The 23,321-nt window shown below is 50.1% G+C and carries 27 protein-coding genes; 5 read left to right on the top strand and 22 right to left on the bottom strand.

Annotation, left to right across the window (positions count from 1 at the left end; genetic code table 11):
* Positions 1-148 precede the first annotated feature (148 nt).
* Positions 149-1,210: an ABC transporter substrate-binding protein gene (locus tag LKE33_03910; GenBank protein MCH3950071.1), complete on the bottom strand. Its 1,062-nt coding sequence runs from the start codon at positions 1,208-1,210 to the stop codon at positions 149-151.
* A 422-nt stretch (positions 1,211-1,632) separates the two neighbouring features.
* Between LKE33_03910 and LKE33_03905 the strand changes: the two genes are divergently transcribed.
* From LKE33_03905 to LKE33_03885, 5 genes are all read left to right on the top strand, one after another.
* Positions 1,633-1,953 (top strand): metalloregulator ArsR/SmtB family transcription factor, encoded by a 321-nt coding sequence (locus tag LKE33_03905; GenBank protein MCH3950070.1) that lies wholly within the window; start codon positions 1,633-1,635, stop codon positions 1,951-1,953.
* Positions 1,954-2,053: 100 nt separating this feature from the next.
* A complete protein-coding gene (arsB, locus tag LKE33_03900) occupies positions 2,054-3,094 on the top strand; it encodes an ACR3 family arsenite efflux transporter (GenBank protein MCH3950069.1) in 1,041 nt (346 codons plus the stop codon).
* 32 nt (positions 3,095-3,126) lie between these two features.
* Positions 3,127-4,092 carry a permease gene (locus LKE33_03895; protein ID MCH3950068.1) on the top strand — a complete coding sequence of 322 codons (966 nt, stop codon included), beginning with the start codon at positions 3,127-3,129 and terminating at the stop codon, positions 4,090-4,092.
* 13 nt (positions 4,093-4,105) lie between these two features.
* Entirely contained in the window at positions 4,106-4,504 is a 399-nt protein-coding gene (locus LKE33_03890; protein MCH3950067.1) for an arsenate reductase ArsC, read from the top strand.
* Between the two features lie 57 nt (positions 4,505-4,561).
* Positions 4,562-4,789, top strand: coding sequence for a thioredoxin family protein (locus tag LKE33_03885; GenBank protein MCH3950066.1), 228 nt, complete (start codon positions 4,562-4,564; stop codon positions 4,787-4,789).
* A 55-nt stretch (positions 4,790-4,844) separates the two neighbouring features.
* On the opposite strand, the gene LKE33_03880 is transcribed toward LKE33_03885, so the two are convergent.
* The 21 genes from LKE33_03880 to LKE33_03780 form a co-directional block, all read right to left on the bottom strand.
* Positions 4,845-6,413 (bottom strand): recombinase family protein, encoded by a 1,569-nt coding sequence (locus tag LKE33_03880; protein ID MCH3950065.1) that lies wholly within the window; start codon positions 6,411-6,413, stop codon positions 4,845-4,847.
* Positions 6,413-6,829 carry a recombinase family protein gene (locus LKE33_03875; protein MCH3950064.1) on the bottom strand — a complete coding sequence of 139 codons (417 nt, stop codon included), beginning with the start codon at positions 6,827-6,829 and terminating at the stop codon, positions 6,413-6,415. The genes LKE33_03880 and LKE33_03875 overlap by 1 nt, the downstream gene beginning before the upstream one ends.
* A 4-nt stretch (positions 6,830-6,833) precedes the next feature.
* Positions 6,834-8,393, bottom strand: coding sequence for a recombinase family protein (locus LKE33_03870; GenBank protein MCH3950063.1), 1,560 nt, complete (start codon positions 8,391-8,393; stop codon positions 6,834-6,836).
* Positions 8,394-8,445: 52 nt separating this feature from the next.
* Positions 8,446-8,652: a hypothetical protein gene (locus tag LKE33_03865; GenBank protein ID MCH3950062.1), complete on the bottom strand. Its 207-nt coding sequence runs from the start codon at positions 8,650-8,652 to the stop codon at positions 8,446-8,448.
* Positions 8,653-8,769: 117 nt separating this feature from the next.
* A complete protein-coding gene (locus LKE33_03860) occupies positions 8,770-9,741 on the bottom strand; it encodes a LysM peptidoglycan-binding domain-containing protein (protein MCH3950061.1) in 972 nt (323 codons plus the stop codon).
* A gap of 1 nt (position 9,742) precedes the next feature.
* Positions 9,743-10,156, bottom strand: a complete 414-nt coding sequence (locus LKE33_03855) for a phage holin family protein (GenBank protein MCH3950060.1) — start codon at positions 10,154-10,156, stop codon at positions 9,743-9,745.
* Positions 10,157-10,235: 79 nt separating this feature from the next.
* Positions 10,236-12,707, bottom strand: coding sequence for a glycosyl hydrolase family 18 protein (locus LKE33_03850; GenBank protein MCH3950059.1), 2,472 nt, complete (start codon positions 12,705-12,707; stop codon positions 10,236-10,238).
* On the bottom strand, positions 12,704-13,282 hold the full coding sequence (locus LKE33_03845) for a hypothetical protein (protein ID MCH3950058.1): 579 nt from the start codon (positions 13,280-13,282) through the stop codon (positions 12,704-12,706). Before LKE33_03845 ends, LKE33_03850 begins: the two co-directional genes overlap by 4 nt.
* The gene (locus tag LKE33_03840) at positions 13,283-13,474 is read right to left on the bottom strand and encodes a hypothetical protein (protein ID MCH3950057.1); all 192 of its coding nucleotides are present in this window, start codon (positions 13,472-13,474) and stop codon (positions 13,283-13,285) included.
* Positions 13,475-13,487: 13 nt separating this feature from the next.
* Positions 13,488-16,010 (bottom strand): phage tail protein, encoded by a 2,523-nt coding sequence (locus LKE33_03835; GenBank protein MCH3950056.1) that lies wholly within the window; start codon positions 16,008-16,010, stop codon positions 13,488-13,490.
* A 6-nt stretch (positions 16,011-16,016) separates the two neighbouring features.
* On the bottom strand, positions 16,017-16,508 hold the full coding sequence (locus tag LKE33_03830; protein MCH3950055.1) for a phage tail family protein: 492 nt from the start codon (positions 16,506-16,508) through the stop codon (positions 16,017-16,019).
* Between the two features lie 54 nt (positions 16,509-16,562).
* Positions 16,563-16,796 carry a phage tail family protein gene (locus LKE33_03825; GenBank protein MCH3950054.1) on the bottom strand — a complete coding sequence of 78 codons (234 nt, stop codon included), beginning with the start codon at positions 16,794-16,796 and terminating at the stop codon, positions 16,563-16,565.
* Position 16,797: 1 nt separating this feature from the next.
* Entirely contained in the window at positions 16,798-19,518 is a 2,721-nt protein-coding gene (locus tag LKE33_03820; GenBank protein ID MCH3950053.1) for a phage tail tape measure protein, read from the bottom strand.
* Between the two features lie 18 nt (positions 19,519-19,536).
* Positions 19,537-19,701, bottom strand: coding sequence for a hypothetical protein (locus LKE33_03815; protein ID MCH3950052.1), 165 nt, complete (start codon positions 19,699-19,701; stop codon positions 19,537-19,539).
* Positions 19,698-20,075 carry a hypothetical protein gene (locus LKE33_03810; protein ID MCH3950051.1) on the bottom strand — a complete coding sequence of 126 codons (378 nt, stop codon included), beginning with the start codon at positions 20,073-20,075 and terminating at the stop codon, positions 19,698-19,700. Before LKE33_03810 ends, LKE33_03815 begins: the two co-directional genes overlap by 4 nt.
* 11 nt (positions 20,076-20,086) lie before the next feature.
* A complete protein-coding gene (locus LKE33_03805) occupies positions 20,087-20,680 on the bottom strand; it encodes a phage tail protein (protein ID MCH3950050.1) in 594 nt (197 codons plus the stop codon).
* 5 nt (positions 20,681-20,685) lie between these two features.
* A complete protein-coding gene (locus LKE33_03800) occupies positions 20,686-21,012 on the bottom strand; it encodes a hypothetical protein (GenBank protein ID MCH3950049.1) in 327 nt (108 codons plus the stop codon).
* A complete protein-coding gene (locus tag LKE33_03795; protein MCH3950048.1) occupies positions 21,009-21,395 on the bottom strand; it encodes an HK97 gp10 family phage protein in 387 nt (128 codons plus the stop codon). The genes LKE33_03800 and LKE33_03795 overlap by 4 nt, the downstream gene beginning before the upstream one ends.
* The gene (locus tag LKE33_03790; protein MCH3950047.1) at positions 21,392-21,724 is read right to left on the bottom strand and encodes a phage head closure protein; all 333 of its coding nucleotides are present in this window, start codon (positions 21,722-21,724) and stop codon (positions 21,392-21,394) included. The genes LKE33_03795 and LKE33_03790 overlap by 4 nt, the downstream gene beginning before the upstream one ends.
* Positions 21,721-22,056: a head-tail connector protein gene (locus LKE33_03785; protein MCH3950046.1), complete on the bottom strand. Its 336-nt coding sequence runs from the start codon at positions 22,054-22,056 to the stop codon at positions 21,721-21,723. The genes LKE33_03790 and LKE33_03785 overlap by 4 nt, the downstream gene beginning before the upstream one ends.
* Positions 22,057-22,075: 19 nt before the next feature.
* Positions 22,076-23,311 carry a phage major capsid protein gene (locus tag LKE33_03780; protein ID MCH3950045.1) on the bottom strand — a complete coding sequence of 412 codons (1,236 nt, stop codon included), beginning with the start codon at positions 23,309-23,311 and terminating at the stop codon, positions 22,076-22,078.
* Positions 23,312-23,321 lie beyond the last annotated feature (10 nt).

The following is a 23,321-nucleotide window of genomic DNA, read 5'->3' as shown; positions in this document are numbered from 1 at the left end:
CCCAGGTCAGGCAGTGACACCGGACAAGGCTGCCCGGTGTCATCATAAAACCGGGGCACTCTGACAAACAGGGAGCCGGCGAAAGCACACTTTCTCCGACTCCCTGTGACGAATACAACATGCTGCAGAAAAAAGATTTCGAAAACGCTTACTTATCCAGAACGCGGGTGCGGAATTCTTCCTTGATCTTCGCTTCTTCTTTGGTCAGCTTCTCCCAGTCGACCTTGAGAGCCGTCTTCAGGAGTTCCTTCAGCGTATGCTTGGAACCTGCCGGTTTATCGACGTCGTCACGTACGGAGTACATCCAGCCGGACGTTACGGCTTTCTGACCATCCTGGCTCAGCCACCAATCTTCCAGAGCCTTAGCACCTTCCGGGTTCTTCGTGGTCTTGAAGATACCGATAGGAGAAGAAATCAGGATGCAGCCTTCCTTCGGATAAACCACTTCGAGCGGTTCCTTCTTGGTCTGCTGCAGTTTCAGTACGTTTTCTTCCAGAATAATGGCCGCCATGTATTCACCGGTCAGCAGCTTGTTCTGAATCGCGCTGTTGCCTTCTTCCACGCGGATACCGTTGGCTTTCAGGCGATCAAAATATTCCCAGCCGAATTTATCAGCAAGCGCGCCCACAGCTACGTAAGCAGTACCGGAAAGCAGAGGGTTCGGCATAGCGATACGGCCTTTATATTTCGGATTCGTCAAATCTTCCCAGCTGGTCGGAACATCTTCTTTAGCAAGTTTGTCTTTGTTGTAAGCGATAATCATATTGCAGACGCGGACAGAAGCCCATGCCCCATCCTTATCCACTTCCATGATATGATGTTTCGTTTCCGGAGACTTGTAATTGAGAAGCAGTCCTTTTTCTTTCAAATAGATGTAGTAGGACGGATCTGCCACCATCAGCACATCATCACTGATTTTATCGGCTTTGATTTCACCGCCGATCTTGGTCTTGATTTTTTCCGTGCCGCCCTGGAACCAGCTCACCTTAAGATCAGGGAATGCCTTTTGAACGGTCGGTTTTACACGGGAATTGATGACATCAGGATACATGGAAGTATAAACCATCAAGTTACCCGAAATTTTCTTGCCGCCGGAAGAAGACGCCTCTTTCTTATCGCCGCCTCCGCCGCAGCCTGCCATGAGCAGGGCACCGCATGCCATCAGGATTGCTGCTGCCTTCAACCATTTCTTTTTCACCATCTTGATCATTTCCTTTCCTTGTTTTTCCTTGCTTTTTTATCTTATCTATGATCCTGTTTTCCAAAACGTCCCACGTTGAGATGGTATGTTTGATGTCAAGGGTCGAAGGAAAATAGCCGCGAAAGCCCGCTAATACTGCGGCTTTCGGACACTCGGGCAAATTTGGCATTGGGCAGCCAAAACGCTTCTCGGTAACTTATCGAAGGGCAATCTGGGTCAAAAAGTGTTAGAGTTGAGTTGCCACGATAGATGTCACTATGTTGAGTTGCCGAGTTAGATGTTGGGTAGTTGTGGCTGTGAGATAGATGTCGGAAAAAAGGCTCCCACACTGCCATCAGAGTCGGGGAGTTTTTTGAAACAATATTATATTCATACATTGACAACTGTAAATGTGTGTGATATAATATGTACATCTCTCGGAGGTGAAAATCATGGGATTCAGAGAAGACGTCAAAAAAATAAAGGCACTCACAGATGAGAACCGCCTTGCGATCATGCTTGCTCTCCAGCATGGGGAGAAGTGCGGATGTGATCTGCTGGAGGAACTGAATATCACACAGCCGACTCTTTCGCATCACATGAAGATCCTTGCGGACAGCGGACTTGTAGATTACTACAAAGAGGGAAAATGGATGCATTACTCCATCTCCGCAGACGGGGTCAGGGAGTTCCGGGACATGATCGGTTCCTACGCAAGATGTGACTGCGAAACGGACGAGAGCGTATCCTGCGGATGCAAGAAAAAGGAATAATCAATATCTTTCATTAACATAGGCAGTCCCTTGGGATTGCCTATATAAAGGCCATAAACATAGATGCATTTCAATATATAAAACTAATGGAGGCGAAGTCATGAGCAATCAAAGCAAAGGCATAAATACATTTCAGCGTTATCTTTCTGTGTGGGTACTGCTCTGCATGGCCATTGGAGTACTGATTGGGCATTTTATCCCGGCTATTCCTGATACGCTCGGTCGATTTCAGATTTCCGGAATTTCGATTCCTATCGCTGTTCTCATCTGGGTCATGATCTACCCTATGATGATGAAAGTAGATTTTCAGAGCGTCAAACAGATTGGAAAGAATCCAAAGGGACTTCTGGTCACATGGGTGACGAACTGGTTGATCAAGCCGTTCACCATGTACGGTATTGCGTACCTGTTTTTGTGTGTCGTATTCAAGACCTTCATATCTCCGGGATTGGCAACGGAGTACCTTGCCGGAGCTGTGCTTTTAGGAGCTGCTCCGTGTACAGCGATGGTGTTTGTATGGAGTACGCTTACAAATGGAAACCCTGCTTATACGGTTGTTCAGGTGGCCACCAATGACCTTATTATTCTGGTGGCATTTGTTCCGATTGTAAAATTCCTTTTAGGTGTTTCCGATGTGGTTGTTCCCTACAGCACTCTGTTCGTCAGCATTTTTCTGTTCGTTGTGATTCCGCTTGTGGGCGGCATCCTCACGAGGATAACAGTCACGAAGCAAAGAGGTGCGGATTACTTTGAGAGCACGTTTGTCCATAAGTTCGACAATGCCACAACAATAGGTCTGTTGCTGACGCTGGTTATTATTTTCAGTTCACAGGCAGAGGTGATTCTGTCTAATCCGCTTCATATTGTGCTGATTGCGGTGCCGCTGACCATTCAGACATTTTTGATCTTCTTTATCGCTTACGGAGCAAGCAAGCTGCTGAAATTACCGTATGATATTGCGGCTCCTGCCGGGATGATCGGTGCATCAAATTTCTTTGAACTTGCGGTAGCTGTGGCGATCGCACTATTTGGTACGACGAGCCCTGCAGCTCTCGCCACCACTGTAGGCGTTCTGACGGAGGTACCCGTCATGCTCCTGCTAGTGCGGATAGCAAATAAAACGAAAGGGAGTTTTGCATAATGTGGACTTTTATTCAGGATCAGATCCTTGGGATGAGGTGGCTGAACACCATAATTGGAAAACTGCTGCTTACAGCCGGACTTGATACGGATAGTCGGATTGGCGGAAGCATACAGTTCCTCATCTATGACACAATTAAAATAACAGTATTGCTTTGTGTGTTGATCTTTCTGATTTCTTACATTCAGAGTTTCTTTCCTCCGGAGCGGAGCAGGAAGATCATGGGAAGATTTCATGGAATAGGAGCAAATATAATAGGCGCTCTGCTTGGGACGGTGACACCTTTCTGCTCTTGTTCCTCCATTCCGATCTTCATGGGCTTTACGAGCGCAGGGCTTCCGCTTGGGGTGACATTTTCATTTCTCATTTCATCGCCAATGGTGGATTTGGGGAGTCTTGTGCTTCTCACCAGTATCTTTGGCGTGAAGATTGCCGTGACCTATGTGGTGCTGGGTCTTGTCATTGCGGTTCTTGGCGGGACATTGATAGAAAACCTTCACATGGAAGATCAGATTGCTGATTTTATCCGCAATAATAATAGCAAGGTGGATATAGAGTCTCCAAATCTTACCGTAAAGGATCGGCTGCTCTATTCCAGAGATCAGGTTGCATCCACCTTTAAGAAAGTGTTCCCTTATATCCTTATCGGCGTGGCTATCGGCGCGGTGATCCATAACTGGATTCCCGAAGGCTGGGTGGAAACCGTTCTCGGCGACAATAATCCGTTCGGTGTGATACTCGCCACGCTTGTCGGCATACCCATGTACGCAGACATTTTCGGCACGATTCCGATTGCCGAGGCACTTTTGGCAAAGGGAGCATTGCTCGGTACGATTCTCAGCTTTATGATGGCGGTTACCACGCTCAGCCTTCCGTCTCTTATCATGCTGAAGAAAGCGATTAAGCCCAAGCTGCTTGGAACATTTATAGCCATCTGCACAGTGGGTATCATCATTGTCGGATACGGCTTCAATGCCATAGCGTACTTGCTGGTGTAAGGAGAAAAATTCAATGAACAAACCGAAAGTAGCATTTATCTGTGTTCATAACTCGTGTCGCAGCCAGATAGCCGAAGCATTAGGAAAATATCTTGCGTCTGATGTATTTGAGAGCTACTCTGCCGGAACAGAAACAAAACCTCAGATCAATCAGGATGCAGTACGCCTGATGAAGCAAATCTATGGCATTGACATGGAAAAAACGCAGCACAGCAAGGTTCTGTCAGATATCCCACCCGTAGATTTTGTTATTACGATGGGATGCAATGTTAAATGCCCATTTCTCCCTTGCAGGGAGAGATTTGATTGGGGCTTGGATGATCCAACGGGAGCAAGTGATGAAGTTTTTATCGAAACGATTCGGAAGATCCATACGAAAATTGTAGAGCTGAAAGAGTATATAGCACAGTGATTTACGGTTATAATTAAAAGAGTTTTTATAACTTTTTCGAACAGGAGGATAAGTAAAATGAATATTAAGGTTTTAGGCGGTGGCTGCAAAAGTTGTGAGGCACTTTTGAAGTCAGTAAAAGAGGCGGTAGCAAACAAGGGGATTCATGCTGAAATCGAGTACATCACCGATATGGAAAAAATCATGGGATATGGGGTGATGAGCATGCCCGCTCTTATGATTGATGACAAAATTGTTTCTGCAGGAAAAGTGCTGAAGGCAAAGGATGTAGAGAAACTATTGTAAGCAAAAAAGGATAAGGCTCCTCACTACTGATTGGGTTCAGTGGCGAGGAGCCTTTTTACGCTTCGATATCGATTGTGATGCTGGGCTTGAATTCCACGGTGAAGTGGTCGGCGAAGACGGTGATCTTCTCGATGAGTTTTTTGACCAGAGCCTCATCAAACTCTGTTATGTCGGTTTCCTGCTCGGAGATGAAGTCCTGCAGCTCCTTGATCCGGTTCATGGCTTCTTCCCGGTGGTGGCTGTCAAGCTCTGATTGTTCTTTCTGGTCACGGAGCCGGAAAATCTCATCAGCGATGGCATCGTAGTCCTGTTTATTGTTTGCCTTCTTGATGAGCTCCTTTTGCAGTTCCAAGAGCCTGCTCTGAATGCCGTCCGGTGAGAGGGTGTCAGCGTTGACCACAGCCTTGGCGATGTTCTGCTGTAAGGTTTTAAGAAACACGTCGCGTTCGGTGAGAAGCTGATTGAAGGCCTTGACCGTAATTTCCTGCAGCAGGAGCTCGTTCACCGTCCGGTTGGTGCAGTTCTTTTCAGCCGAGGTCGGTTCCAGACGGCTGATGCAGCGCCAGACGATGGATTTGCAGCCGTGGTTGTTCCAGTGAACGCGCCTGTAAAGCTCACCGCAGTCTCCGCAGAAAACCATCTGTGCAAAACAGTGATTGCAGGAGAAGCTGCGTTTCTTGCCTGTCGGGCTGACGTGGACTACCCGGCGGCGGACAAGCTCTGCCTGCACCTGCATAAAGAGCTCCTTCGGAATGATCGCTTCGTGGTCGCCCTCGACGTAGTATTGAGGGACGGTGCCGTTGTTCTTGATCCGCTTTTTTGTTAAGAAGTCTGTGGTATAGGTCTTTTGAAGCAGCGCGTCGCCCATGTACTTCTCGTTGCGGAGAATCTTGTTGATGGTGCTGGTGTGCCATTTTGTCTTGCCAGCGCCGGTAAGGATGCCATCAGCCATAAGCCCGTCGGCGATCTTATCCATGCTGGAGCCTTCAAGGTATTCTCGGTAGATGCGCTTTACGATTTCTGCCTGCTCCGGATCAATGATCAGGTGCCCGTTGTCATCCTTTGTGTATCCGAGGAAGCGATTGTGATTAACCTGAACCTTACCTTGCTGGTAGCGGTATTGAAGTCCCAGCTTGATGTTCTGGCTCATTGACTGGCTTTCCTGCTGGGCAAGGCTCGCCATGATCGTGATCAGCACCTCGCCTTTAGCGTCCAGTGTGTTGATGGCTTCCTTCTCAAAATAAACTGGTATGTTCTTGTCTTTCAGCTGCCGGATGTATTGGAGGCAGTCAAGAGTGTTTCGGGCAAATCGGCTGATGGATTTGGTGATGACCATGTCGATGTTACCGGCCATGCACTCGTCGATCATTCGGTTGAATTCGTCACGCTTTTTTGTGTTGGTGCCGGAGATACCGTCGTCTGCAAATATGCCCGCCAGCTCCCATTCCGAATTCTTTTGAATGTACTCGGTGTAGTGTGTGACCTGAGCCTCGTAGCTTGTTTCCTGTTCTTCTGAATCCGTGCTGACGCGGCAGTAGGCTGCAACACGGAGCTTTTTCAGAGCTGATTGTTTTACTGTATTTCCGACCTGCCGTCTGGCCGGAATCACCATAACATTTCCCATTAGCTTACCTCGCTTTCAATGAGGCTGTAGAGGTATTCTGCCTGCAGCCTCGGATCTTCATAATGTTGCTCTGCCGCTGCCATACGAAAGCCGGTCGGAGACGCTGTAGGTTTTGAGTTTTTTTTCCTGTTCAACCTGCCGAGTTTCCCGGCACGTTCCAGACGGATGGCAGCAGCTTCATCAAAGGTCTCCTGATCGATGATAGCCGGGTAAAAATCGTCTCCGAGGTAGTGCCTGTTTTCCATCAGGCGCTTTGCCGTGCCGTGGTAGGTTTCAATGCCAGCAGCGGCAGCAGCCTTGGCCAGTGCCATCCCGGAGATGTAATTCTCATAGAGCTTTCGTATTTTATCAGCTTCATCCTTGTTAATGGTGGCGCAGCCGTTTTCAATGCTGTAGCCGTAAGGTGTATGTCCCATGTTCTCACATCCTTTCCCGAAGTGTCAGACCGCATTTCAGTTCAAAGCACACTTCATTTCTGGAGCGCACAATGATGCGGTTCACATATTCTTTAAACAGAGCATCATCAAATTCCTGAAGTATTCCACCTTTTTCTGTAAAGTGCAAAAGCGCTGTAGCTGCGGTGACCTTTGTTACATCTCCGGAAACAGCGTTTTTTAAGGCGTTGATCTCATCCCGGAAACTGTCTGCCTGAGAAAGCAGCTCGTTCGTTTCTTTGTTAAAAAGGATCGGGTCGATGATGCCCTGTGTCATGAGCTTTGTCAGCGTCTCGCGCTTTTCTGTGTTCTGCGCCAGTAGGGTCTGTATTTCCTGAATGCGCCGAAGCGAGTCATCAGACGAAGTGTTTTTCAATGCGTCCACATATGGTTTTAGGATGATCCTGTGCGCGTAGACCAGCTTGTTCATCATGGTGACGAAAGCCTGCTTCAGATCATCGTCTTTTACAAAAAGCATGTGGCATTTATCTTTATCCTTGATGTGGGTACTGCAGCACCATGCGGTGTATTTGTATCCGGTGCAGCTGTGTATCCGGCGCTTAAAGGTATCGCCGCACTCGCCGCAGATGATCTTCCCGGAGAAGGTGTAGCGATTCTGGTATTTGTCGCTCCCTTTGACGACACCTTTTTCCGTTGCCCGCTGGTGAATAAAAGCGTGAGCAGCTTCAAAGTCCTCCCGGCTGATGATTGCCTCGTGATGATCCTTGACCATGTACTGTGTCTGCTCGCCGTGATTGTTGTGCCGGACAAAGCGTGAATCCGAGTACGTTTTCTGGAAAAGGCAGTCGCCGACATACTTCTCATTGGAGAGCATCCCACGAATGGTTGTGGCTGTCCAGCGTCCGTTTCGCTTGGTAGGAATGCCGCGCCGGTTCAGGTCATCCGCGATGGCGTGGGTGCCTTTGCCGGAGAGCAGCGCTGCGAAGATTTCTTTTACCACAGCCGCCTGCTCCGGATTAATTACCATCTGCTCGCCATCCCAATCGTAGCCGTAGGGTGGGTAGCTGACTTTATAGGTGCCGCTCTCAAAGCGTTTCTGGATTGACCACTTGTTGTTTTCTGATATGGAAACAGACTCGCCTTCGGCCATACTGGAGAGGATCGCCAGAAAAAGCTCGCTTTCCATTGAGCCGGTGTTGATATTTTCCTTTTCAAAATAGATGGGAATGTGCAGGGCTTGGAGCTTCCTGACCAGTTCCAAACAATCCGTTGTGTTCCGGCTGAAGCGGCTGATGGATTTTGTGATAACAAAGTCCACCTTACCGGCCTTACAGTCATCAATGAGCCGTAAGAGCTCCGGACGTTTGTCCTTCTTGGTGCCGGTGATGCCTTCGTCGTAGTAGAGCCCAGCGAACTCCCAGTCATCACGTGATGTGATGTAATTTCCGTAGTGGGTTTTCTGTGCATCAAGGCTCTCAAGCTGGGCATCAGAATCCGTAGAGACGCGGCAGTAGGCGGCTACCCTGATCTTCTTGAGTTTGACCTTCGAGCTCGCTGTTTCCGCGATTTTCGTGACTTTTTTCAAGGGAAGTCCCTCCTTTCCGTACGTCTATACATCACTCTAAAGCGACTACATATCAAGGGATTTTCGGCATTATTTCCGCGAACAAGGGAGAGAAAGTTTCCCGATTGATGGCGGTTAATTTGTTGAATTCAGCCACAGAAATGAGGCCGTCATCGAGCATCTTTTTCGCGATTGTCTGTGCTCTACGGTAGTCCAGATCGCCCTGAATCCGCTCCTGCGTGAAATATCCAGATTGAACATTTGTGATTTCGTCTGTCATAACATATCCACCTCCAGTTTCCACTGGAGATGAACTGCCTTTTTGAGCGGAGGAAAATAAAAAAAGCCTGCGGGCATTCCGAAGAACACTCGCAGGCATAGCAGATTGGATATTCAGTTATTTCACTCTGATCTTCCAGCCGGTCAGAATAAGGTTGACGTTTTTGATGAGCGTCGGGTTGAGCTTCTGGATCGCCGAAACCGTGGTGCTGTATTTCTTAGCAATTCCGGAGAGGGTATCACCGCTTTTTACGGTGTAGTAGACAGGAGTAGATTCCTGCTTTTTCACCAGAGCATTGACCTTTGCCTGCATGGCAGAATAATCATACCCGGCAGCGGTGAGGCGTTCTTTGCGGTCGGTTCCGTTTCCCCATTTGCCGTCCAGCACCTCTTGCGCCAGCTCATCTACGGTCTTTGCCGGAGTGACCGGAGCAGAAGTGGCAGGCTTGCTGTCATCGGACGCAGACTTTGTAAAGCCGTTGAAGCCGCCGTTCCGGATGATGGCAGGATAATCCACATAGGCGTAATCCATATCCACATTACCACTGATGCCGTCAACAGAGCCCTTGGAAGAATACTGCCAGATGCCGTAGTCGCCCTTATAGGAGCATTTGCTCGCATACTGCGCTACCCAGTGAGCGTATGGCGTGAGTTTCGTGTCATCCATGCGCTCCTTGAACCCGGAAACAGCGGAGCCGTAGATCCCGACAAAGTATCCGGCATTCTCCATCGTCTCACAGAAAGCAATGGTGGCCTCAGTGATTCCGGCCTTGGCAGAGGCAGGCTGCGCTTCGTTATCCATGTAGACCGGGTATTCCAGCTGCTTGCCCTTCAGGATTTGCAGGAAGCGCTCGGCATCTGCTTTTCCGGCGGCAGCAGTCACGCAGTCCTTTCCGACAAAGTAATAAGCGCCGATCGGGATACCGGCAGCCTTCGCACCTTTGTAATTTGCTTCCCATTTGCTGTCCGTATAAAAACCGGCATCGGAGCCGCCAGCTTTGATGATGGCAAACTCGATACCGGCCTTTTTGACCTTATTCCAGTCAATGGTTCCCTGCCAATGACTGACGTCGATTCCTTTTCTCGTCATATTATTTTTCCTCCTCATCGTGACGGTCGTGGAGCTGCTCCAAGACCTCCTTTAATTTCTCCGGTACCGGCAGGCCGAGATGTGCTGCGTTCTCCGTCAGTGACAGGCCTTCATTGGACAGGTAGAAGAAGATGATCGCTGTTCGAAGCACTCCCGGATGTCCAAGTACCTGAACATCAATGACGTTTCCGATGCCTACCAGTAGGAAGATCAGCACCTTGCGGCAGATTCCCTTAAAGCCGACCTCGCTTGAGAGCTTTTTGTCTGCGATGGCACACATGATGCCGGTAAGGTAGTCGCAGACCACGAAGATCACAAGTGCAATCAAGAGCCCGTCACAGCCGCCAAGGAAATAGCCAAGCCAGCCTCCGACAGCGGCAAATACCAGTTGAATCGTGTTCCAGAATTCTTTCATGAAAAAATCCCTCCTTTGTGCAAAATAAAAGCCGCCTGCATTTTGCAGACAGCCTCGTGAACTGTATCCGTGTATGAAGTTATATCTGTTTCGGCAGCGCTTCCCAGAGCCGCATATCCTCCTGTCCCAGCGACCACATGGCAAAGCCTCTCACTCCCCAGCGGTAGGCTGCTTCATTTGCCCAGTAAACGAGCGAGTCCATATCCTGATAGTAGAGGATGGAAAAGCCGTCTGCGTCACCGAGAAAGAGCCTTGCTATCCAGATGTCGATGTCCTTTGGTGTGATGGTCACCGTATAATCGTTCCCACAGGTCAGGGCAAGCTCATGGGAGTGGTAGAACTCATAATCCAGAGAAATGCTCTCGCTGCGTGTCGCATCCTCCTCGATATCTGAGGTCAACGTAAACACCTGAAATTCCGTATCCCATGTGGTATTCGACCGGCTGATCCTTCCATACTGCGTAACTGTGCCGTCCGGGAAGGTAACATCAAAGCGCTCGTAGGGCTCGTAAGTCCATGCGTCGCCAAGGCGGAGAAGTTCGCAGACCGTCCGGTTATCTGACCGGTATCCGGCATAGCCTCCGGAAAAGCCGCTGACTGTAGCTGTGAAGCGCAGCGTATAGGAAGATCCGGAATAGACACGCACCTTGTTTCCACGGATACGCATCTCGACTGTGTACATGGATGGATTGGTACGAAGGTCGGCATTTGCCGTCCGCTCTATGGTCTGGCTATAGCTTCCAAGTAGCGTGCTGCCGTTATATAATTCAACGGCCTGTGTGTTGTAATTCAGGCAGCAGAACAGATCACCGCAGAATACTCCGGCCTTGCCACTTCCTGTCGCAGGGAAGGCCAGCCTTGCCCGCAGGTGAATATCGGAAAAGCCGTCGTATCGCCATGCGAGCTTTCCGGAGCCGTCAAGCTGGGAGTAGACGCGGCTTTCGGAATATTCATCTTCGCGCCATACCGTCCAAGAGCCTGAAAGGGTCGTCCAGTAGTTTGTTTGCAGCACACCGTAGTCCCGAAAATCCTCATACCAGATAAGGGCAGAGTCCGGCTTTCGCCTCAGCATTTCGCAGGTGAGCTTGAAAGCTCTGTCCGGCTGACACTCGTTGCCGTCCACGTCGATAAAGTGGCGTGGAGAGAGCGTAAAGGTCGCAGTGCCCGCAGAGGGAGCCTCCGAAAAGCTGCTGCAAACACGGTAGCCGTAAAACTGTACGCCTTTTACATCTACGGATATCACGATGGTGTGCGTTCCGGCAGATAGTGAAATGTTGCTGGCGAGCGTCGTCCAGAAGGTGCTTCTCCAATATGGCCACCAGAGCCTGCTTTCCGTAAAATGCATCCGATTACCGTCAATCGAAACATAAATGCCGTTTTTATCCCAGAAGGGATAGCAGAGCCGGATGGCAATGTCGTAGGTTCCGGCGCTTGAAACGGAAAAGGTATATGTGGCAGAGCCAGCATCACCGAGAGTGGCCACGCCGTTTTCAAAGGATACAATGCCGGAGTAGGAGCTTGTCGTTCCATCCGCATCCACATAAATGGTGCCGAACTCTGTGTGTTGCTCTTTGCTGTAAGCCGTCAGGTAATGCCGCCTGTTATAGGTTCCGTTCATCAGAGGATACTCATAGCTTGTGGCATCTCTGCCTTCCATGAAGTCGTAGACTTGCGGAAGCGCCCAAGGCACCATATCATAATCATCCCAATATGCGAGGATCGGGATGAAGGGCTGCGGTGGGGCATCGTCCGTGAAGTTGTACTGCCCGGTCATCCAGTTCTTTGCCGCGTAGTAGGTATTTGATGTGCCGCGATAGGTTTTACCGAGATTTGCGGGAAGATCATAAATCTGCCAGTTCCAGCCGTATGCGGGAAGTCCGAAGAATATCTTCTCCGGATTCATGACCGTGACCGCATAGTCGTAAATGCCCTCCAGCCAGTCCCTTGGAGAGACAGCACCGGGAGCAGAGCCTGCCCACGCCATGCCATAGCTCATGATGGCCGCCGTATCACAGTAAGCGTTGAGGTCGCCGTAAACGCACCAGTTCTCGCCGCCGACCGAGCCGTTGATGGAATTCATACCCGGCAGGCAGATGTTCATGAGTTTGCTGTTATCATAGCCTTTTACTGTGTTATAGATATTCCGAAACATCGACGTAGAGGCAGCGTGCGTGGAATATCCGTCGCCTTTCTCAAGGTCAATGTCGATGCCGTCGCACCACGGGTATTTTTCCATAATGCGAACGATCTCCGAAAGGAAAGTATCCTGAGCACCGTCGGTGTTATCGCGGAGCGCTGCAAAGATACTGTTTGTGCCATCATTGGATATCGTCAGCAGCCATTTAATGTGCGGCCATCGGTTGATGTAGGTCATCATATTGGAAATGGCCACGCCGCTTTCTGTGATGATACCGGTGCGCGATACCTTAAAAGAAAAGAGACCTACCTGTGAGAGGCGGTCTCCATATGCGGCAAGTGCCTGATACATTCTGGAATTGCCCATGAATGTCCAGACCATGCACTTGCGGCCTTTTAAATAATCATAGCTCACTGGGCATCACCTCCATCCTGCATTTCCTGAAATTCCACGTAGATTCGAGCCGATTTTTTATCTGCCACAGTAATAGGGTGCTTGCTGTCACCGGCGGCAGAGTATTGGAAAAAGCCGTCCTTGGCTGTTGCAGCACCGTTTTTCAGGCACTTCCTCGTAGAAGCAAAAAGGTCAAACTCATCACCGGCAGCAGCCGCTGCGTTGAAAGTAGCCTTATGGGCACCTTCACCCAGTGCAAGCGATATACTCCCGGCAGCCATTGCCTGAATTGGATAGACCTTGTAATCAAGACCGGCAGCGGTGGAACCGAGATTGAAGATGACACAGGTTGCAGCGGAGCGGACGATACCGTTATAAAACCTCTTTCCGTCTGTAGCATCATCGCCATCATATTTTCCCAGAAGCGTTTCGGTATTGATGACAAAGCCTGTGACTTTATCACCTTCCTGCAGCATCAGGTCGGTAAACCAGACCGAACCGGTGCAATCTGTGACAGTGGGCTTTACCGTAATGTTTACGATGCGCTTATCCTGCTTTTTTGTAATTGTCTCTGAAAAGCGTGTAAACTCCGGCATTTATCCGTCCTCCGTCCATTGAATTTCTGATACATGTCCTACCCAGCCGGTCGCGATAGAGCCGCCCTGCAAGAGCATATCTGTGATATAGACCGTACCGGTGCAGTCTGTCACGCATACCCGGATGGTGATCTTCGTGACACGTCCATACTGAGGAGAGATATCCTGTGCCACGTGTGTAAATGAAGCCATAGAAATCCCTCCTTCAGATCAGGTCTATAAATCGTGTTTCCGTTGTGCCATCTTCGTATTCGAAGGTAACCTCGATGCCCACCTGTCCATTCGTGCCTTTTGAGAGATTCTCGGAGGCAATCTGCGCTGAGAAGGTATAGCATTGTCGGTTAGCGGGTGTTATGGTCTGTGAAAGACTCTTTGTGGTATTCAGAGCGCCCTCACATTTGAAGGAAGCCATGCCGGATACGCCATTATCTGCATCCACGGCAAATCCGGAGTTTTGCCAGTAGGTAAGGCCGGAATCTGCTCTGGAATTACGCAGGTGATTAAACGGCACCAGATCCTTCATTTCCTGACTGTCTATCAGATCGGTAGACTCGAGAGTATCGGCTGCGCTATCCCAGCGTGAGGAGGAATCGCCCAGCTCCCGGAGCGTGGTGGAAAGCTCCAATACGGTATTCCAAGGCTCCTGCAGGTTGTATTCCCTGCGGACGATTCTGGTCTTTACAGACAGGTTCAGGTCGTCATCCTTCACCATGACCGTATCGCCCAGCTCCCATGTTTCATGTTCATAGCCGGTTAACACCGACAGATCCATCGCCTTTAGCACATAGGAGATACGCGGAGAGGCATAGTCCGCAAGTCGCATGTTGGTATATTCCAGCATCTGATATGGATTGGTGAAGTTCGAGCAATCCAGCGTAGCAATTCGTATTTCGGAGGTATAGGTCGTGTCCTGCACATACTCGTTGCCGCCGTTGATCGAAGCAAAGGTCATGCCGTCCTTGCCGTAGGCGTAAAGCCTTGTAATCAGGCTGGTTGTATCAATGACGCGCTGGATGGATTTCATATTTTTCTTATAGCAGAACAGCACGCCGGAATCCTCACCAGAAAAGGTCAGGAGCTTCACGATCTTGTTTGCGTTATCGAAAATCAGGTCACCGCCGTGAATATTCTGCACTGCTCGCAGGATCGCCAGCGCGTTTTTCTCAGAACAAGTCCAAGTACGCTTTGTGGAGACATTAACCGTGCCCACATCCCAGTCGGTACCCTGCAGGGCATAAGCCATCGGCACATCAGCCGTGTCTGCATTAAAGGTAATCTCGTCCTTTTTTACAGAGTAGGCAAGATCATAGAATGCCGCCTCAGCATAGACCGTGGTGATGGCCTTGCCGTTTTCTTCCTTGTCGTCCGTAATCGTGCGGATGCGATAGGTGTCGCTGACAATACGCACGGTCTTTTCGTTATCGATATAGGTGCGTTTGCTGTCCTGAAACGGCAGCTTAAATTCCAGCTCATCCACACCGTTGATCTCACTGGTCACGATGATGTCATAGGCGTTATCCAGCACAGCTTCCACATTCCCATCCGAGTCCAGAATGACCGGTCTTGCATAACCAAGTTTGGTATAGAGCGGCTTTGGATTATCGTACAGACTGATGGATATCAGTGTAGGCGTCCTTGCTGTATTTGTGGTGGAAAGCGTGACGCGGTATTTGATGTATTTCCTTGCAGGAGATTCCAGCTCGCCGTTTGCACCGACAGCCTGCCACTCTGTCCAAGTGGAGAGGTCATCTGTGGTGGCTGTTTCCACAAGCGAGATAGAGGTCTCTCCCGGAGAGTAATCTGCCTTCACAGAAACTCTGCCGTTGCCAGTCACGCCACAGTCCCTTGCTGCGGTAATGAGCTGTCCACTTGACGGATATACAGAGTCTGCAGCTCGAAGCGTAACGACATCCGGTGTCGTTAGAGCGTCCACATCACCGGTTAGATTTGCGCCGTTTGCAGAGAGCGATTCAAGAAAATATTCAGCAAGATCGTCAGCTGTAAGGTCAGAATCGCAGTCGAGGAACCAGTCATCAAAGCCGCCTGCATACCAGTAGGAGTCCGCGTGCATTCCCCAGATGAGGTCTGCCACACAGCTACGATTCAGCTCTCCGGTAAAGGTCAGCACACTTGACTGCCAAACTGTGCCAGAGCTTTTATCGCCAAGGATAAACTGCGCTGTCTTGGCATTTGGCTTAATCACGCAGGCAATAAAATACCAGTAGCCGTTAAGCAGAGAAAATGATGGCGTTACCGATGTATCGAGGATCAGAGAACCGGAGGAGTTATACAGCATAATCCTCGGTTTTCCTCTGATCAGCGACAAATAGAAAATCGGCTGTCCGGAACCATAGCGGGTATTCAGGATCGGAGTATAGGTGTTGCCGACTGAATATGTCGTAGGCTTCATCCAGCCGCCGACCACGATGGTTTCACCGAGGCTTGAAAAGATGCTGCCGTCGTTTTCTACCTTCAGGTAGGTTTTCTCCGATGAAGGATTATTGATGTTCATCTGAAAATAGCGACCGAAATTGCCTGTTTTCATATCTGCGGTGGTGCCGCTCCAGTTATGAATATATGCCTTGCGATCCTTCCCGGAGGAATCCGCCAGATAATCATTTGCATCCGGTTCGGACTCGTTAAAGCGCCAGAGACCGTCTGGAGCCCATGCAGCCGGGAACTCGCCGGTGAAGGCATCTTGGGTATTCAATATATTTTTAAGAGCCATGCAATATCACCTCCAGCGGCTTCTGGCTTGAATGTTCAGTTCCGTAAATGTAGTATTTGTACCAACCGCAGCGATCACGATGGCGTTATCTCCCGTATTTAAGACCGGGAAATTCAGCTCCGACAGAAGCGGGAGACCGTTTCGGAGGGTTTCTCCATTAGAGTCAACTACTTTTGCTGTCATAAGGTCGGAGTCAATAATCAATGTTTCTCCGGCGGCAAGCCGTCCAATGATCTGAAGCTCGCTGCCGTTTGTAGTTATGGAGATATATGAGTCCGTCCCGGAAGGAATTACACCCTTTAAGGAGTAGACCGGGTAGGACTCGATATTCCCAAGAGCGCGTGAAGCGGTAAAGGTTCCGTTTTCCGCAAAATCAAAAGTCTCATCTGATATGGCATAGCCATAAGGGTCTGGGCAGAAAAATTCCAGATCGAAGGTGCAGGAATTGCGGACTGCCCGGTCAAAGGAGAATCCGGACGTAAGCCTTGCTTCATACACTCGTCCCGGTTCCTTATCCAGAATGAGCTGGCAGAGGCCGTTGTCCGGATTCAGTCATTCGATAATATCGTCCTTCTTTGAAAGAAACTGTTCGTCTGTACTTCCCGGAGGAATGAAGCAGGAAATCAGTATCTTCCGCTCGGATACCGTTTCTCCGAAATCAAATACGCCGTGCCGTCCGGGCATGGTAATCGTGTTGTTTCTAAGCTCCGGCATACGGTATTCGTTTGTAATCCTTGTCGCAAGTCCCATAGACTGGGAGGTTGTTCCGTTAAATGAAAATCCCATATTACACCAGTCCTTTCGCCCTGCGTCCGGCAGTCAGCAGAGTATTGAGCTGCTGAGAAATCTTCCGGATATCATCATCGCTTCTGACACTCATTTCCTCGATATTGATGAGAGGCTGATCTCCTGAAACGCTGAGGGTAGCGCTGCTTACTGCATCCTGAATCATGGAGCGCAGCGAGCTTACACCGACCACAGCTTCATCACCAGCTTCACCGCCGCCAAGAAGAGTGCCGCCGCTCTGGCCGAAGATGGTCGCATCCTTTAAGATCATGCCGCCGGACATCGCCTTCTTATACCAGTCCACAGAAAAGTGCGGTATGGATGGCGGGTTCAGCGAAAAGCTGCCTGTGATGGAGAAGTGCGGCAGCTTGATCTTCGGCAGGCTCCAGCTGAAGTTGAACACGCTCTTTAGCTTGTTTACGATGCCGGATACCGTGCTCCAGATCGTATTGAACACATTGGAGATCGTATTTTTGATCCCGTTTATGATATTGGACACCGTGCTCTTGATCGCATTGAAGCCATTGCTGATGCCGGACTTCATGGTATTAACTACATTCATGACCGCGCTCTTTATGCCATTCCAAACGGAGGTGACCACGCTCTTTACGGCATTGAAAATCGTAGAGGTCGTAGTCTTTATGGCATTCCATGCGGTGGTGATGACCGTTTTTATGGCATTCACGACAGTTTCAACAGCTGTTTTTATCGCATTCCAAACAGTAGTAACCACGGTCTTTATCACATTCAGGACGGTTTCGATGATCGTCTTGTAGATATTGAAATAGGTGGTCACCACAGTTTTGATTACATTGAATATGGTTTCAAAAAAGCTCTTGATGCCATTCCAGATCGTAGAGATAACAGTCTTTATGGCATTCATCACGGTTTCGACCGTGCTCTTTATCGTGTTCCATGCTGTGGTAAGAAAACTGCTGATTGCATTTACCACGGTGGTGAAGGTGTTCTTTATTGCCTCCCAGATACTGACGAAGAAGTCCTTGATCGCCGTCCATACAGTAATGGCGATTTCTTTAACCTTCTCCCAGAGGTTGATCCAGAATTCTCTGAAGCCCTCGCAGTTGTTCCACAGGTAGATAAATGCAGCTACCAGCAGGCCAATGGCTGTAATAATCAGGCCTATCGGATTTGCCGCCATGACGGCATTCAGGCCTGCCATCGCCGTCTTTACTCCAGCCATAGCAGTGGTAACAGTAGGAATAATTGTCATAATCGTACCAACAGCGGATATAACTTTGCCGACGATTACAAGTACCGGCCCGATTGCAGCAGCCACGAGCGCAATTTTTACGATCATCTGCTGCATAGGCTCTCCGAGGTTGTTCCACCATTCGGCGAGGGATTTCAGCTTGTCAGAGAGCTCTTTAAGGACAGGAGCGAGAACTGACATCAGGGAGTTGCCGACCTCCGCACCGGTTTCCTTCAGAGAGTTCATGGTCATCTGAAACTGGTCAATCGGGTCGAGTGTCTCATTGAAGGTATTTTCGACACTGCCTTCAAAATCTCCGAGGAAGCCGGAGAAATCCGACAGGTTGAGCTTTCCGGTCTGCACGGCATTATAAATGGAGGCACCGGCCTTACTTCCGAAGAGGTCATAGGCCGCCTGCAGCTTTTCTGCATCGCTGCCGCTTCCCTGCATAGTAGTAGAGAATTCCGCAAGCACCTGATCCAGCGTTTTGCCGTCTGCCGTTGCATTTTTCATGGCGGTCTTTAAGCCCATCATAGCGGCAGAGGTATCAAGGCCGGACATTTCCACCATGCCCATAAAGCCAGCAGCCTGCTGGGCGGTGAGTCCCATTTCCTTTAGCTGCGCGGCATTGGAGGAGAGGGCGTTTGCCAGTGTATCCATATCAATGCCGGTGGCCTGACCGGTAGCATTTAAGGCATCCAGAAGATTATCTGCCTCGGAAGCGTCCATGCCGAAGGCGTTCATGACGGAGGATACATTGTCGATAGATGTCGAAACATCGGTATCATTGAGCTGGGCAAACTTGATGAATTTTGCCGAGAGGTCATCCAGCGCCTGCCCGGTCAGGCCGAAACGGGTGTTGACCTCGCCGACAGCAGCACCGGCAGTTTCGAAGTCCGTCGGTATCTCTGTGGCGAGGTCTTTTACGATCTGGCACATGTCCTCCAGCTCATCGCCGGTAGCGCCCGTTTTCTGTGCAACGATGTCGAGGCCAGCGTCCACCTCGTTAAAGGCAGCAATGGAGGCAGCGCCGATGGCGACTATGGGAGCCGTGACATGTGTCGAGAGACTTGTACCGACATCAGATATTTTCCCGCCGACCTCTTGCAGCTTGGTGCCGGTTGCCTTGAGTGTCGCGGTGATTGAAGTATCAGTATTTTTACACTGCTGTTCGAGGCTTCTGAGCTCGTTTTCTGTCTCTATGATCTCACGCTGCCATGCATCATATTGCTGCTGGGTGACGGTACCGTTTTTTAGTCCAGCATCCATCTGGTCTTGCACGGACTTCAGCTGTGTGAGCTTTTCCTTCGTTTCGGAGACTGCCTGTTGTAGGAGCTTCTGTTTCTGTTCGAGCAGCGTGGTATTTGTCGGGTCGAGCTTCAGGAGCTTGTTGACATCCTTCAGCTGCGACTGTGTTGATTTGATTTCCTTGTTTACACCGGATAGGGCTTTGGAAAGGCCGGTCGTATCGCCGCCGATTTCCACGGTTATGCCTTTTATTCTGTCAGCCATGCGATGACCTCCTTCCTGTTAAAATCGATCCATCTGCTCCTGTGTCGCGAGCGCAGGATAGTTGAAATCGTCGTTGCTCATTTCTGCATACATGTCATTGACAGTCCCGATAGTGAGCAGGTCGAGCTCCGAGATGGAAAGCCCGATCTGCACACACCGGAGTAAAAAGAGCGGGGTTGTCATTTCCCGCTCTGTCGGATGATGTTTTTTTTAGATTCCACCTGCTGTTCCACATTCAGTCCCCACAGTTCGATGATCTGGGGCAGGATTTCATAGATGGAGAAGGTGTTGAACTGGTCGAGCCAGTCCTCCGGAGTATCCGGGACATCAGGATTCTGATGCTTTGCCATCAGCCATGCGATGTTCTCAAAAAGTTCCAGACTGAAAGTGTCCAGATTGGAGCTTTCTGCATCGTTTTCATCGATGCCTTTCTGTAGCTCGTTTAAATCCTTGTATATGTCCCTGTGGAACTTGTTTCTGTATAGGCGAGGAATGGCGGCAGAGGCGCGGAATTGTACCTCCTTGCCGTCAACCTCGATTGTTTTTGTTACAGCCATATTGCGCCTCCTTACTCACCGTCGTCACCGTTGCTTACCGAAGCACTCGGCTCATATACAGCGTTGTACCATGCGTCGTAAACAGTGCTTGTAGTGTTCGTGCCGGTTTTGACCTTCACAATGCCGGAAGGGAGCGGAGAAGCCGTAATGGAGAGCGTCTCTGTCTGCACCTCAGTAGAGTCCTCCTTGGTGCTGCCGGTGACGGAAGGGCGGGTCGCGCTGCAGTAATACATGCAGTGACGGATCTTTCTCTGATCGCCGGAGAACTCGAAAAGCAGAGCAAAATGCTCCGGCTCCACGTCCTTGTTCTCCACAATGACACCGTTGGCATCTTCGGTCTCGTGCATGACGTCCGTGAGAAAGCTCTCCGGAATCAGCGCCAGTTCAAAGTCGCCGGAATAGCCGTTGTTGTTTGAAACCATGTAATATACGGAGTCGTCCGCATAGAATGGATCATTATCTCCCTCAGCATCCAGCGAAAGGGATACGGCACCGGGCATTGCTACGGGTGTACCAAAGGTGACAGTGCCGTCAGCGGCAAGCGTAGCAATGGCGTAGTGGCAGTTTTTAAGGCCGAACTTGACCTTGTTACTCGTGTTAGGCATAGTTTTTAACCTCCTATGATCTGTGTTTGATATAAGACCTCGTACAGCTTCTCCGACTCGATCCATACCTCAGATTTCTCATAAGGCAGGTCGTGGGCGATTAAGATGTCCTCGATCTGGGTTTCTGTTTCCGGGTCTTTTACGTCCGTGTATAATTCGATGTTCAGCTCATCAATTTTCTTGAACACCGTGTCATCCGCGAACATATTGTCAGAGCCCGGATATAGAAAAACGAGGAAGGGCGGGTCTGGTGACTCGCCTTCGGCAAAGTGGTCGTAGGCAAGCGGCAGACCGGCTTCCTCTAACATGGTGATTACATCGTCGTATGTCATGATCCACCTCCCAGTTTCTGCTTGATGGTATTGACGAGCTTTTCGTTTCCGCGCTCCTCGGCTGTGGCGATATGAGGCTGCGCCGGAACACGTCCGCCGCCACGTTTCACATGCCCGTGCTCCAGAAGGTGTGCCAGCTGATAGCGGTTTTTCGAATGCACCACGAGGCCAATGCTCTGTGAATCCTCATGCATATTCTTGACCGACCAGCTTTTCTTGTATTTGCCGGTATCGACCGGAGCGCCAGTCTGAATATCCTTGCGGACGGAAGCGGCAGTCTCTTTCACTGCAGCCTTCAGGTCATCTGTAGCGAGCTTTGAATATTTTTCGAGTTCCTCCATAATGGCGTCGCCCATCTCGCTTATTGATACATTTCTACTCATGCGTTCTTCTCCAGCTTGCAGTTGAATTTCAGGCTGTTATGCTTATAGCCCATCGGATTCACATAGGTGATGTTGTAGGTGCGGCCTTCCGCGATGATCCGGTATTTTGTCGATTCCACATCCGCAAGCTCAGAGCAGTAGCGGCAGGTGAAGTCCAGCGATTCCTCCGGATTGATGACTACACCGGAAGATTCGGAACCGGAGCTCGTGCCGACAGTCGCCCAGCAGGAAAAATAATCCGCCCAGCCGGTTTTGTGGTTTCCGTATTTGTCGACGATGACCGTATTTTTCTGGAAGGTGACTCGCACCCTCATAGCTGCTATATTCATGAAAACGCTCCTTCCCGTATTGCAAAAAGAAGAGAGCGCAGTGTCATGGTAAGAGCATGGTGGTCGGCTTCCTCCCTATGCTCAAAGAGATAGGCACAGGTATAGAGGATAGCGACCTTCATGGTTTCACGGATTGCAGACAGCTCCGCCTCGGTATATTCATCAGAAGAAGCGGCATCGGAGTCGATCACTTCCCACTGATTATCCGTAAGTCTTGCAATATCAATACATAAGCGAATTGCGGAGGCCAAGAGGATACCGACCGTGGCATCCTCATCCGACGAATCTACGCGCAGATAGGCCTTCGCATCTTCAGTTGAAATCAAAGCCACGGTCGTTCACCTCCCTGTCTTAAGAACCGGAAGTTGCCTTCATGTCGAGAATCTTGATGCCTTCGGAAAGGATCAGCTTGCCATCAACACGCTCCGTGCAGGTAAAGCCGACCTGACCGTTGGTAGCGTAAAGCTCGTTGAGACGCTTGATCGTGCGACCGGCTCTATCAGCGATCCAGTAGCAGGAGAAGTCGCCGAATGCGATGGCTCTTGCGCCTGCGGCCATTGTAGGTACCTTCGGAGAGGTGTAGAGCGGATAGCCAAGCAGTCTGTCGGGCTCTCCGGCAGTAAGTGCAGGCTGCCATACATAGACGCCGTTCAGATCCTTGAGCTTTCTGATAGCTGCGACAGTGGCATCGTTCATGAGGAACTTCGCCTTGCTGCGATAAGGAGCCTTGAGAGAGTACACAAGGCTGATCAGCTCATCGGCGGTAATTGCCGTAGCGGAAGCTGCGGTAACGCCGGAAGGAGCACCACCAGCGGCAGAAGGGATGAACAGGCCAGTAGGTCTGTCGATAGCCGTCTGGCCGGTCTGCACAGCACCGTTGATGAAGGCATCCTCTTCAGCTTCACCGAAGGCGCGACCGAATTCCTCAGAGATGTAGCCCTCAATATCAAAGAAGCTGTCGGAAAGCAGCTCGTCGGACACCTTGATGAGGTCAGTCAGCTTGAAAGCGTCAATGCTGGTCTGAGCGAAGGTCGGATTGCTCTCGGTGTAGGCACCGTTCTCGGCAGTCCACGCCGCCTGCGTGTGGCCATTTGCCACAGGGATCTTGCGTTCGTTCTGTGTGGTAATGACCTTGCAGCCGATAGTACGCATGATGTTGTTTTCATTAAGCGCCTGAACAAGGGTGTGCTCGAATTCAATCGGAACAAGGTATCCGCCGTTTGCATCGGTTCCTTCCTCAAGTACATCGCGGATTGCAGGATTGCCGGGATGACGGATGTTGTCCCAGAAGGCCTTCTTGTAGGCTGCAGAAGCTCTGCCGGGCTTATCCTCCGGTTCATCCTTTACACCGGGCTTTCCGGTGAGCGGAGTAGAAGTCGGTGCACTCATCATCTTGTCGATCTGCTCCTGACGCTGCAGGCGCTCGATATCCTTGGTGAGGTCGGTGACTTCCTTTTCCATCTTGTCGTAGGTTGCGGCATCCTCCGCAGAAACCATGCCGCCGTTCTGAGAGTGGCTATTAAGAAACGCCTTAGCGGCCTCCCATGCCTTCGCTCTCTTGTCCATGAGTTCCATAATCTGAGTCATAGTAAAATTC

This window comes from Acidaminococcus sp., assembly GCA_022482815.1.
Classification (GTDB): Bacteria; Bacillota; Negativicutes; order Acidaminococcales; family Acidaminococcaceae; genus Acidaminococcus.
The sequence above is the reverse complement of the archived record's forward strand: the minus strand, read 5'-3'. Positions and strand labels throughout refer to the sequence as shown.